This window comes from Stieleria sp. (genome assembly GCF_041595215.1).
GTDB classification, from domain to species: Bacteria; Planctomycetota; Planctomycetia; order Pirellulales; family Pirellulaceae; genus Stieleria; species Stieleria magnilauensis.
Genome location: NZ_JBFHKV010000147.1, coordinates 1 through 11,350, shown reverse-complemented (window position 1 = coordinate 11,350; position 11,350 = coordinate 1). Strand labels below are relative to the sequence as shown.

The window sequence follows — 11,350 nt, the reverse complement described above, 5'->3', positions numbered from 1 at the left end:
TCCATCGCCGTCTCGGACAACGGCGTCGGCATTCCCGCGGACCGTCAACGCGAAATCTTTCAGCGGTTTGCACAGGTCAAGACGGAGATCCGCGACAGCACCAAGGGCTTCGGATTGGGGTTGAACATCGCTCAGGAGTTGGTGGATCTGAATTTCGGCAAGATGGATGTCGAAAGCACCGAAGGCGAGGGCAGTTCCTTCAGTTTTACGCTGCCGATCAATTGCCCCGTTGAAGTCACGCGGCGCTTCACCAGCCGTCTGGCGGCGGGACAAGAAGGGACCGGCGAGGTTTCCGCGATCGCGATCGCGATCGAAGACGACACCAACGAATCGGTGATGCGGGACGTCGAACGCTTCCTGGTTCACCTGCTGCGACAAAACGATTTGATCTTCGCACTGCCCAATCGGCAATGGTTGCTGTTGGTGTCCGTGCCCTCCATCGCGATGGACGATTTTCTGACGCGATTGAACAAGGAACGTGTGCAGATCAACCGCAATCGTCCGCGTGGCCCGCTGCCCGAATTTCAAGTCCGAGTCGAAGGGACATGGAACGTCGCAGAGCGGGCAGAGGACATCGTTCAGATGGTCGATCAACAACTCGGTGAAGAGAATTACTGTGTCGCATGACTCCAAGATTGTAGTGATTGATGATGATCGGGGAATCGTTCTCGGTGTGCAGATGCGTTTGGCGCACGCGGGATACGAGGTGCACGTCGCCTACGACGGTGCCGAAGGGCTGGAACTGATCCGGTCGGAGAACCCCGATCTGGTGTTGCTCGATGTGCAGATGCCAAACCTGGACGGGTTGGCGGTGTTGAAGACGCTTCAGGATGACCCCGACACCGTCACGCCGCCGGTGATCATGCTGTCGGCCAGCCTGCAGGATCGGCAGACAGCCCTCGATGCCGGTGCCCACTACTTCTTGACCAAACCCTATCGCAGCAGCGATCTGTTGGACGCCGTGACGTCCGTGTTCAGCGTGCCGGCCGGAACGGGCTGAGACCATGAGCAACCGCCCCTTTTTATCTGTCCAAGGTCCTCGGGCTTTCGACACACCAGCCGACCGATGGAGAATCAAATGAGTCAGAAACAAATCCTAATCGCCGATGACGATCAAGACCTGCTGGAACTACTCAGCGTCCGTTGCAAACAATTGGGCTTGGATGTGATCACGTCCGGCGACGCCATGGATGCACTGGCCAACGCCGACTACTACGCGCCGCATATCGCGCTGTTGGATGTTCGCATGCCGGGAGGAAACGGCGTCAGCGTTTCGGAGATGATGGCCACAGACGAACGCTTGAGCCAAACGTCGGTGATCGTGATGACCGGTGATCCGAACGAAAAGATTCAGCAGCGTTGTCACGAAATGGGGGCACAACTGGTCAAGAAGGACCAACAGATCTGGACTCGGCTGGAACCCCTCTTGAAATCGTTGCTGGAAGAAGAGACCGAGCACCACGCGACACCATTGGTTGCGTTTTCCGACGCCCAACAGACACCCGAGGCCGAGGACAATCAATCGCTGTTGTCGATGCTGGAGGATTGGGGATGGCTGGATGACGATTCACAGCCGACTGCTAGCGACGAAGAAGCGGTCGCCGGTGGCACGCCCTGGGTGTTGGCGATCGACGATGACCCCGATTTTTCGATCGGGCTGCAAAAGCGATTGCTCAGCGTCGGCGTGCAATTGGTGCGGGCCTATCGGGGCATGGACGGCTATCGCAGCGCCTTTCAAAGCCGCCCCGAAGCGATCTTGCTGGACTATCAAATGCCGGACGGAAATGGCGAGTACATCCTGCGTCGTTTGAAGGAATCTTCGGCCACCGACTCGGTACCCGTCATCGTGGTGACCGGTATGCGTGACGCGTCGCTGAAGCGTCGAATGCTCGCCGGCGGGGCAAGCGACTTTCTGACCAAACCGGTTTCCTGGGACCAATTGAAGCGGTCACTGGTTCAATACACCGACCTCGACCTTCGCACACGCATCGTCCCCGAGGCAATGGCCTGCTCCGCCGAGTAGCGTGCGATCCATCGCCCCGCAGAGTTCGCATCAGTGGGTGCGGAGCCGCGGAAACCCTCCCCTCGCTGCGCTCGACCCTCCCGCACGCGGGAGGGTTCCTTCTTAACTTGATGTGTATGCCCGCCGGATTCTATGCGATCGCTCTGCCGGCGACGCGCTGGCCTCGTAGTTGGGATTCACGCCCCGTGGTCGTCGATCAATCGATTGTTGCCGTTGATCGATCGTCTTGCACGATCTGTTGATACGCCGCATCGATTTCCTTGATGGGACTTTGCAAGCTCCAGATGCCGCGGGTTTGGATGCCGATGTCAAAGGCCGGATTGGCAGCACGCACTTCGGTCAATCGTGCGATGTCATCGGTTGCCTTCTTCAAGCGTGCGTCGACATTGGGGAAAATTGAACTGGTCGCCAGCCACCACTGTGCATCGGAGGCTTGGATGAGCAGTTCGTGGTTTTCGGTCAGGAAGGTCAACAACAGTTCGCTGTCGCGTTTTTCCGCCGGCGTGCATTGATCGTTCAGGTGGAACGAGAGAAGTTGGACGTACTGCATCGGTGCGGATTGCAGTTCCAGCCAACGCGGAAAGATCTGACCGCTGCCCACGACCGGAAGGCTGAACCAGAAAATCGATCCCATGCCGGGTTCGGATTCGACGTGCAGTTCGCCGAGATTGAGTCGGCAAAAACGGGCGGCGATGGACAAGCCCAGTCCCAACAGTTTGTCATCGGGATCAGTCGTCAGCCCCGGTCTGGCGAAGCGGGCGGCGAGTTGATCACGCTGGCGGGGTTGGATGCCGATCCCATCGTCGTTGACCCCGATTCGAATGTGTTGATCGGGTTCATCGTAACGAACCCAAATCCGTACGTTCCCCGAATCGCTGCAGGCATTGATGGCGTTGACGGCCAGGCAGACCAGGACACGAGAGACCTTTTGGCCGTCGCAGTACGCGATCGGGGTTTCGATTTGCGATTGAATTTCCAAATTCACGTTCCGCATCGCGGCTCGTTGCTCGATCGTTTCACGAACCGAGTCAATGATCTCTCGGACGTCACAGGGCCGGCGACAGATGTCGAGCAATCCCGAATCGAGTTTGCTCGAATCGAGCAAGTCATCCAATTTGTTGTTCACGTCGTCGGCTCGAATCAATGCTTTTTCCAACATTGCGGCCTGTTCCAAATTGATCCGGCCGGCCAATCCCTCGCGGACGATCGAGACGTGTTCTTTGATGACGGTCAATGGATTGCGGATGTCGTGCGAGGCTTTGGCCAAGAATTCGTGCGCCGTTTGGTGCATTCGTTCCAATTTCCGGTTGTCCTGCTCCCTCAATTCGGCTTGTTCGCGCAGCAGCCGATGGCTCGCTTGCAGTTCCTCGGTGACCCGGCTCATTTCATTGATAGACTGTTGCCGCTGGACGGCATGTTCGATCGCTTTACGTGTCCAGCTGCTGTTGGCGAGGCCTTTGGGCAGAAAGTCTTGTGCACCGGCATGAAGGATTTCCCGCTCGACCGCTTCATCGTCCAGCCCGGTCAGGACCAGAATCGGGACATCATCACACTTCGCTTTCAATCGCGTGACGGTTTCCAGGCCACTTGAGTCGGGCAGGCTCAGGTCGGTCAGAATGACGTCAAAGTAGCGGAGGTCCAGTTCTTGAAGGGCTGCGCCCAGCGATGTCGCATGTGAGAGCGAGATTCGCTTCCGTCCGTGATGCAAGTTTTTCGAGACTTGCAAGAAATCGAGATCATTGTCCTCGACGACAAGCACGCTGAGCACCGAGTCTGAATCCGCCGCGGAGGGGTGCGGTGAATTTGACATCTTTCCCAGGGACACGACGGGCCTGTCAAAGGGGGGACGGTCGGGCAGCTGAGGGGAATGCGAATTGATCATGCAGCGGTCTTGGTCGAATGAATGGATGGGCCAAAGACGGGGGAGGATCAGCTGGCCGCGTGTTCGATTGCCGCCGTGCATCAAGGCGATGAACGCTGCTCATGGAGGAGTCTGTCCATCTCAAAACTGTAAGCCTCAAACAACAGGGTGCAAAACGAAACCGCGGATGCTATTTTAGCTTCTCGTAATATTAGACTTTTACAGATGGCTGTTTCCCCTCAGCTGCGGGTTTGTCCTCGTCGCTCTGGGGTTCATTCAGTCTCGCCCCCTTTCCTACCAAGGCTCCCCTGAGATGAGTGTTTGTAAACGATCGAAATGTGCGGCCGAAAAGATCCCGGTTGAAACGTCGTCTCGGTTCGCCCGGGCGGCAGTTTCGCTCAGGCTGGTGGTCGCGTTTGTGTCGGTTACCTTGGTCGGACTCACATCGGCGTTTGCCCAAGACGCGACCGTGGTGGCCGAGCAGAGTGTCAAACCCGGGATCAACGATGAGTTTGTCGACCCCGAGTTAGATGTCAGTAAATGGATGGGGCGATTCGAAGTCGAAAGCCGCGAAGTCTATGCGGGGCGTCAGGATGTGTTGGAGGCGTGCGACATCAAACCGGGGCAAAGCGTCGCCGACATTGGTGCCGGTACCGGTTTCTACAGCCGTCTGTTCGCCGACGCCGTGGGGAAAAATGGCTGGGTCTTTTCCGTCGACATCTCACCTCGTTTTCTGGAACACATCAACACGAAGGCGCGCGAAGACAACGTGCACAATCTGACCGGTGTGCTCTGCTCGGACCGTTCGGTCAATCTGCCACCGAACTCGATTGATGTCGCGTTCATCTGTGACACCTACCATCACTTTGAGTATCCGCATCTGACGGTCGAGTCGATTTACAAAGCGATCAAGCCGGGCGGATCCTTGATCGTCATCGACTTTGATCGGATTCCCGGAAAGTCGCGAGAATTCATCCTCGGTCATGTCCGCGCCGGCAAGGACGTGTTTCGCAGCGAGATCGAAAAGGGCGGATTCGAATTTGTCGATGAAGTCCAGGTGCCGGCATTCGAGGAAAACTATCTGTTGCGTTTTCGCAAGCCGGCGGCATCCTGAACCGAGATCGTTATCGCAAGAATTCCAACAGCCCCAGCGAATTCAGATTTGCGGTGACGGCATAGGTGTATTGCAACAGCGTCTGTGAGTTCTCCAGACGCAGCACCGCATCGGGAAAGTCGGTGGCTTGAATTTCGCCGATATTCGATTCGACCGAAAGCATCAAATCATCGACGCGGAACTCCATCGTCTGCATCGTTTGCAACGAAGTCGACTGCTCGCCCATCACGCTGAACACTTTACTGGCCGCTTGGTCCAGTTCCGTCAGACGCCGGTTGAGTGCTTTGCCGTACTCGGCCGAACTCAGCTCCCTGCTGTTGCGAAGGTCCGCGGCGGTGGCGTGAAGGATTTGGAACAGATTGGACGTTCCGGGGAATTCCAGTGAATCGTCGCCGGTCGACCGGATGTTGCTCGAGTCGATGGTGACGAATCGCCCGCTATCGACGTCGGAAACGAGTTGGCTGGAACTGAAGTCGATGGGAATGGTCGATGCACCGTCGTCGACACTCAAGGTTCCCGTCGATGTGATATCGACGGTCCCGTTGAAACCGGACGCGATGCTGGTGGTGTCCAAATAGACCTCTTGGCCGTAAAAGCCCGGTACGCGCAAGTTCGTGTCCGTATTGGAAAACGGAACCGGTTCGGCTCCATTGAGGGAGATGGTTCCGGCCGAACCGTCGCCGGATGTATCGACGATCGTCAGTTGATGCGCGCCGGCCGGGCCGAGGATGGTATCGCCTGCCGCGGAGTTGGTTCCGGCGAGCACGCCGGAGCCGCCCGCATAGCTGGTGCTATCGTGTTGGACTCGCAACGTCGCTCGGCCGATCAGCGTGTCGGTCCCGCCACCATGTTTCGCTCCGGTGGTTCCAACCAGCACGGTCGATTCGCGCCCGGCGCCTCCGAAGATCTTGGACCCGTCATAGTAGGTGTCGATCGAGATCGAGTCACCGATGTGGGTTTGGCTGCGTTGCCGGGAGCCTTGGTAGCTGACTTCCAAGATCCCATTTTCGCGCAGCGGTTCGCCGAACGAGAACGGAGGCTGATTGGATCGCGTGCCCCCGTACAGGTAGTTCTCGTTGAACTTTGCGATGCCGATTTGTTTTGCTTGGGCCAGCAGCGCGTCGATTTCGGTGGCCAGCGCGTTGCGCTCGTCGGAATCGAGTGCTTGAATCCCTTGTTGCACCAGGTTCTTGGACAGCGTGATCAATTCGCTGACGTCTTGAAATTGGGAGACACTGGCGTTGAGCGTCGAGGTTGCCCGGCCGATGACGGTCTTGTCGGCTTGCAATTCGACATAGCGGGTTTCCAGCGATCGAACTTGTCGATAGGCGACCGGTTCTTCCGACGGCAGTTCGAACTGCAACCCCGATGTGATCTGCCGCTGGGCGGTCAGCAATCGCGAGCTGTGCAACGAGGTGAAATGGATCGCATTGCGCGTAAACGTTTGCGAGGTGACTCGAGCATCCATCGGATTAGCCTATGATTCTAAACAGTTCGGTGAGCATTTCGTCGGTCGCCTGAATGATTCGGACGGCCGCCTCATACGACTTTTGATATTCCTGCAAATAGACCAATTCTTCGTTCAGATCGACGCCTGATTTCGCGTCTCTCTCGGTTTCCAGCCGCAATTGAAACGTGGTCAAACTGGTGCTCAACGCGGTGTTGGAATTGATCTCGAAACCGATCTCGGTCCCCATTTCACTGGCGAACTGTCCGATCGTGCGACCACCGGGCATCAACGCGGTGTCATCAATGGCGATGAAGTGAGCGAGATTGCTGGTGTCGGCGGCTTCGCCGGATCGGCCCGTCGCGATTCGGTCGGGATTGGTGGCGACGGACGCGTCGACTCGGATCGAGTGGGCATCGGTTCCGCTGAAGAAGGCGTTGATGCCCAGCGCGGCCAGGATTCCCGTCTGATCCGGTTCACCCGTCAAACGCGTCGAGAATTCATCGCCATCGTTCATCGTGCCGGCGCTGAAGGCGATTTCGACACCGTCGTCGAGTTCGATCGCCGAACCCGCCTCGTATCCGTCGCCGACGTTCACGCGAGTCAGCAACGCACCGCTGGACGAATAGATGTTGGCGAACAGCGATGCGGCGCTACCCACTTGTCCGGTGCCCTCGATCTGGACCGTCAACGTTTCGTTGGTGTCGGCGGTGTAGGTGCCCGAGACGGTCGCGACGCTGGTGCCGGTAAACAGCGACAGGTCGGGATTGGTTTCCACGCCGCCGGCGAAATTGAATTCCAGGTCCGCACCCGTCGTGATTTGAAACTGGTTGCTGACCGCCCGGATCGATGCGGTGATGCCCAAGATTCCGGTCAATTGCGACGCCACGTCCTCGAGTGTGTCCACGTCGGGATCGATGGAAATGACGTGAGTTTGTCGATCGCCGTTGGCGTCGATCACGGACAGGGTGAGTTCGCCGGCGGTCAAGTCCCCCTCAGGGAACACTTCGGACAAGGGCACATCGGTGTCCGAGACGTTGACATTGCCGACCAGGTTGGTGAATGATCCCGCACTGCCGATCCCCGTCGAATGAACGGTGTTGACGCTCTGGATCAATTGACCCGCGATTTGGTCCAGCTTTTCCTCGAAGGCCGGGATGATCTCGTTGTAGGCTTCCACCAGCGCCGAGAGTCGACCGGTTTCAATCGACAAGGGCCGATCGGAATCGTCCAAGTAGACTTCCAACTGTTCGCCCGCTTCGACGACAGACAATGAACTCGGGTGGCTGCCCTGTTCGATGCTGTGGTGTCCGATGGTCAGATGCAACTGTCCGCCGGGTTGTTCGTTGCGAGAAATGCCGACGACTTCCGCAATCCGGTTCAGCACGGCGTCGCGCTGGTCTAATTCATTGTTCCGCTCGATATCCTGTGCGGAGAACTTAAAAATCTCGAAGCTGACGTCTCTCAATTCTTGCAGGTCACCGTTGAGCAATTCGATTTCGTTTTCGATTTGCAGCCGAACATTGTTCTTCAGTTCGGTCAACTGTTGCGCCGCATCGCGCAGACCCCCGGACAACTGTTTGCCGGTTTCCAGCAAGGCCGATCGTTGAGCGGGCTCGTTCGGGGACGCCGACAAATTCGTGAACTCGGCGAAGAACTGATCGAGTTGTCGTCCGACCGAATTGTCGCCGGTCAACAGTGCCGACTCGATCTTTCGCTCGATGGTCAACAGCTGTTCGACGTCGTTGGAATCAGAAATGACGCTGGTCAAGGACGATTCGGTGACCTGGTCGCGGATGCGAGTGATCCCTGAGATCGTGACGCCGTTGCCGACACGAAAGCCGCCGGTGTAATTGGGCGGTGTCGATTCCATCGAAAGCCGTCGCCGGTGGTATCCATCGGTGTTGGCGTTGGAAATATTGTTGGAGACCACCTCCAGAGCGAATTGGCTGGTTCGCAGGGCGGACAGGCCGATTGAAAAATTGGGCATCGTTAGCAATTCCTTCCGATGATTTTTTCTGTGGGGAGCTTGAACGCCAGGCCATCGGCTTGGTAGCTGGCTTCATCGACGTCGCACTGCAACACACCGAGCAGATAACGACGATGAAACTCGGTGGAATAAAAGATGACCACCTGATTGGCCGTCAGCCGTTGCTGGGCGGCAACGAGCCGATCGTGAAGGCGGCGACGGTTGGCATCGAGCCGCTCGGATTCCGCGACCGGCAGTTCGGCCAGAATTGTCTTGATCGACGTCAGGCTATCGTCGGTTTCGCTCGACGCCTCAGACGCCTCAAGCTGCTCGGTCGCTTTTGCACCGACGTAGCGGCTGAGGATCTGGCGTGATTTGCGGCTGTCGGCTTGACAGTGTTGCAGCCTCTCGAGCAGCGGGGAGAGCTGTTGCAGATCCGATTGTTTGGGACCGTAGATCCCCGAGTTGTCCAGCAGAGCGGCCATTTCGTCGTTGAGTGCGTCGAGCGCGTCGGCAACGCCCGATTCCAATTGCAACTGCCGCTCGACGAGGACGCCCAGTCGTTCCGTTTGTTGATTCATCGTTGAGTCACCGAATGTAAAGGATGTCCAGAAGGGAGTTCGAGCCAAGGTCAATGGACCATGGCGACGCAGGGTGGTGCGAAAGGTGGTGTTAGGCGGAGAACGAGACGCCGGATGATTGCTCTTGCCCGCCGTCGGCTTGTGTTTTGGAGTACTGCTCGACTAACAGATCGCTGACGCCGATCGCGTTGGACTGGGCGAGGTGCTGGCCGATAAACAGGTCAAACATGCCGCCGAAGGAGTCGCTTCCGTCGCCGCCGAAGAGGCCGTCTTCGAGTGAGTTTCGCATCTCTTTCATCAGCATCGACAGAAAGACACTTTCAAACTCGGTGCCCAATTCCTTGATCTGCTCCAGGGACGGATCGCCGCCCTTGGCCGCCGCCGCGATCTGACCCGGCAATCCCACGCTGATGTTGTTTCCGATGGATTCCATAGCATCTCTCTCCTGCGATTTATTCGATGACCAACTCGGCCTTCAAGGCGCCTTGATTGCGTAACGTTGTCATGATGCTGATCAGGGTGGTGGGTGAAACGGCCAATGAATTCAATGCCGTCGCCAAGTCGCCGACCGTCATGCCCCCGGGCAAGACGTTGTAGCGTCCGCCGGATTCAAACAAATCGATTCCGGTTCGCGGCAGGACGACGGTGTCGCCTCCGGCCAGCGGGTTGGGCTGAGATGCGATCGGCGTTTCGGTGGTGGCGATGACGATGTTTTCGCTGGCGAACAGGACCGGCGCGATCTTGACATTGTGGCCCAGCACGATCGACCCGGTTTTTTGGTTGATCACCACGCGGGCCGGCGTGTCCGGTTCGACACGCAAGTTGCCGATCGTCGAGATAAACTCGGTGACGCTGTTGGCAAACGTTGATGGAATAAAGACTTGAACGGTTCCCGAATCAAGCGCGCGGGCGCGGCCGGGAAAAATCCGATTGAGCGCATTGCCGATCGCGGTTGCCGTCGAATAGGACTTGTTCCGCAACACCAGACGCAGGCTTCCGTTGTCGATGATCGTTCCGCAGGGGACCGCGCGTTCGACGATGGCTTCACAAACCCCGACCGTCGGATGATTCTTCTGCACGTTGGCTCCCGCACCTTCGGCCGAGATGCCGCCGCCGATGATCGCGCCCTGGGCGATCGCGTAAATCTCGTCATCGATCCCACGCAGCGCCGTTTGATTGAGTGTGCCCCCTCGCAGACTCGATGCGTCATCAGCAACCGAAACCGTCACCAGAATCGTCTCGCCGGGCCGTGCGTAGGCGGGGATTTTTCCCGACACCATCACCGCCGAAATGTTCTTTGTATCGACTTGCCCGACACGTACCCCGCGACGCAGGTAATAGTTGGCCAGCATCTGTCGCGTCTGTTGCGACTTGCCCCCCGTTCCGCTCAACCCGAACACCAAGCCTTCACCGGAAACATGGTTGACGCGGTCGCCTTCGACGAACGCAATGTCCTTGATCCGAACACTGGGGTCTTGCCGCAACGGGGCCAGCGGTGTCAGCGTCGAACCCGGTCCGGGCGTCGTCGCGGGCGGTGGCGGCAACGGTTCCTGTAGGACCTGGGCACGCGCCACCACACCGCCGTTGCTGATCAACAGCGCGGCCAGACAGAGCGTGGAAAACGCGAGTCGTGAATGCTTTGAAAGAGTCTGCATGAATCGGGTTGCGACCGCGAGAATTAAAAAGGCCAAATACGATTGAATCGGCGACTGAGCCAGCCCTGGCTGGTGTAGGCCTGTTCGGCGCCCTCAGCATCGAGCGTCAAACGCAGGTCGGCCACCAAGTAGGACGGAACGGTGTTGCCGGGCAAAATGTCGTACTGTCGCACGATTCCGGTCAGCTTCAGATCCCGAGCGTCGCCCTGGACCGAGATCTTCCGCGTTCCCTCGACGACCAGATTCCCATTGGGTAAGACATCGACCACCATGACACTGAATCGGTCGGTAATCTGTCGTTCGCTGCGGAATTCGGCATCGCCGGTGAACGCGCGCTGATTGGCCGTGTTGGTGCCCAATTCTGCGCTGCCGCTGCCGGTGCCGATCGTACCGCCGAGACCGTAGTCAAATCCTTGCGTGGACGACGAGTTGCCCGTCTTGTCCATCGATCGTTCGTCGCGGTTTTCGACGTCCGTGCTTTCGGCGATCAGAATTGACAACGTGTCGCCGCGGTTGCGGGCGGCGTAGTCACGGTACTGGTCGATCTGATTATTGCTGCGTCGCTCGAACAGACTCTGCCCCAGCGACGGTTGTGTGGTCACAGCGATCGCCAGCAGGACGAGCGCCGGTTTGATGAACGCGACAATGACCGACGACGGGATCACTTGGCGTAGCGGGTGATGGGCATGGCGTAGCGGGT

At 58.0% G+C, this 11,350-nt stretch carries 11 protein-coding genes; 4 read left to right on the top strand and 7 right to left on the bottom strand.

Annotated features, from left to right (window positions below; translation table 11 throughout):
• From ABX749_RS08170 to ABX749_RS08160, 3 genes are all read left to right on the top strand, one after another.
• A partial coding sequence (locus ABX749_RS08170) for an ATP-binding protein (RefSeq protein WP_372895545.1) occupies nucleotides 1-627 on the top strand: 627 nt, incomplete at its 5' end.
• 13 nt (nucleotides 628-640) lie between these two features.
• The gene (locus tag ABX749_RS08165) at nucleotides 641-1,000 is read left to right on the top strand and encodes a response regulator transcription factor (protein ID WP_372895544.1); all 360 of its coding nucleotides are present in this window, start codon (nucleotides 641-643) and stop codon (nucleotides 998-1,000) included.
• Nucleotides 1,001-1,078: 78 nt separating this feature from the next.
• Nucleotides 1,079-2,023, top strand: coding sequence for a response regulator (locus tag ABX749_RS08160; RefSeq protein WP_372895543.1), 945 nt, complete (start codon nucleotides 1,079-1,081; stop codon nucleotides 2,021-2,023).
• A 196-nt stretch (nucleotides 2,024-2,219) separates the two neighbouring features.
• On the opposite strand, the gene ABX749_RS08155 is transcribed toward ABX749_RS08160, so the two are convergent.
• Complete coding sequence (locus tag ABX749_RS08155; RefSeq protein ID WP_372895542.1) at nucleotides 2,220-3,833, bottom strand: ATP-binding protein; 1,614 nt, start codon at nucleotides 3,831-3,833, stop codon at nucleotides 2,220-2,222.
• A 364-nt stretch (nucleotides 3,834-4,197) separates the two neighbouring features.
• Between ABX749_RS08155 and ABX749_RS08150 the strand changes: the two genes are divergently transcribed.
• Nucleotides 4,198-4,998 (top strand): class I SAM-dependent methyltransferase, encoded by an 801-nt coding sequence (locus tag ABX749_RS08150; RefSeq protein ID WP_372895541.1) that lies wholly within the window; start codon nucleotides 4,198-4,200, stop codon nucleotides 4,996-4,998.
• 10 nt (nucleotides 4,999-5,008) lie between these two features.
• On the opposite strand, the gene ABX749_RS08145 is transcribed toward ABX749_RS08150, so the two are convergent.
• The 6 genes from ABX749_RS08145 to ABX749_RS08120 all read right to left on the bottom strand — a co-directional run.
• On the bottom strand, nucleotides 5,009-6,466 hold the full coding sequence (locus tag ABX749_RS08145; protein ID WP_372895540.1) for a hypothetical protein: 1,458 nt from the start codon (nucleotides 6,464-6,466) through the stop codon (nucleotides 5,009-5,011).
• 4 nt (nucleotides 6,467-6,470) lie between these two features.
• Nucleotides 6,471-8,435: a flagellar hook-associated protein FlgK gene (gene flgK / locus ABX749_RS08140; protein ID WP_372895539.1), complete on the bottom strand. Its 1,965-nt coding sequence runs from the start codon at nucleotides 8,433-8,435 to the stop codon at nucleotides 6,471-6,473.
• A gap of 2 nt (nucleotides 8,436-8,437) precedes the next feature.
• Complete coding sequence (locus ABX749_RS08135; RefSeq protein WP_372895538.1) at nucleotides 8,438-8,995, bottom strand: hypothetical protein; 558 nt, start codon at nucleotides 8,993-8,995, stop codon at nucleotides 8,438-8,440.
• Nucleotides 8,996-9,086: 91 nt separating this feature from the next.
• Nucleotides 9,087-9,428: a rod-binding protein gene (locus ABX749_RS08130; RefSeq protein WP_372895537.1), complete on the bottom strand. Its 342-nt coding sequence runs from the start codon at nucleotides 9,426-9,428 to the stop codon at nucleotides 9,087-9,089.
• Nucleotides 9,429-9,447: 19 nt separating this feature from the next.
• Complete coding sequence (gene flgI / locus ABX749_RS08125; RefSeq protein ID WP_372895536.1) at nucleotides 9,448-10,650, bottom strand: flagellar basal body P-ring protein FlgI; 1,203 nt, start codon at nucleotides 10,648-10,650, stop codon at nucleotides 9,448-9,450.
• A gap of 23 nt (nucleotides 10,651-10,673) precedes the next feature.
• Nucleotides 10,674-11,350: flagellar basal body L-ring protein FlgH (locus tag ABX749_RS08120; protein WP_372895535.1), on the bottom strand; the 677-nt coding region annotated here is incomplete at its 5' end.

Bases quoted from the DNA above. Each gene is read 5' to 3' on its own strand.
- ABX749_RS08160 (WP_372895543.1), top strand. From the start codon at position 1,079: ATGAGTCAGAAACAAATCCTAATCGCCGATGACGATCAAGACCTGCTG.
- ABX749_RS08155 (WP_372895542.1), bottom strand. From the start codon at position 3,833: ATGTCAAATTCACCGCACCCCTCCGCGGCGGATTCAGACTCGGTGCTC.
- ABX749_RS08150 (WP_372895541.1), top strand. From the start codon at position 4,198: ATGAGTGTTTGTAAACGATCGAAATGTGCGGCCGAAAAGATCCCGGTT.
- ABX749_RS08145 (WP_372895540.1), bottom strand. From the start codon at position 6,466: ATGGATGCTCGAGTCACCTCGCAAACGTTTACGCGCAATGCGATCCAT.
- flgK (WP_372895539.1), bottom strand. From the start codon at position 8,435: ATGCCCAATTTTTCAATCGGCCTGTCCGCCCTGCGAACCAGCCAATTC.
- ABX749_RS08135 (WP_372895538.1), bottom strand. From the start codon at position 8,995: ATGAATCAACAAACGGAACGACTGGGCGTCCTCGTCGAGCGGCAGTTG.
- ABX749_RS08130 (WP_372895537.1), bottom strand. From the start codon at position 9,428: ATGGAATCCATCGGAAACAACATCAGCGTGGGATTGCCGGGTCAGATC.
- flgI (WP_372895536.1), bottom strand. From the start codon at position 10,650: ATGCAGACTCTTTCAAAGCATTCACGACTCGCGTTTTCCACGCTCTGT.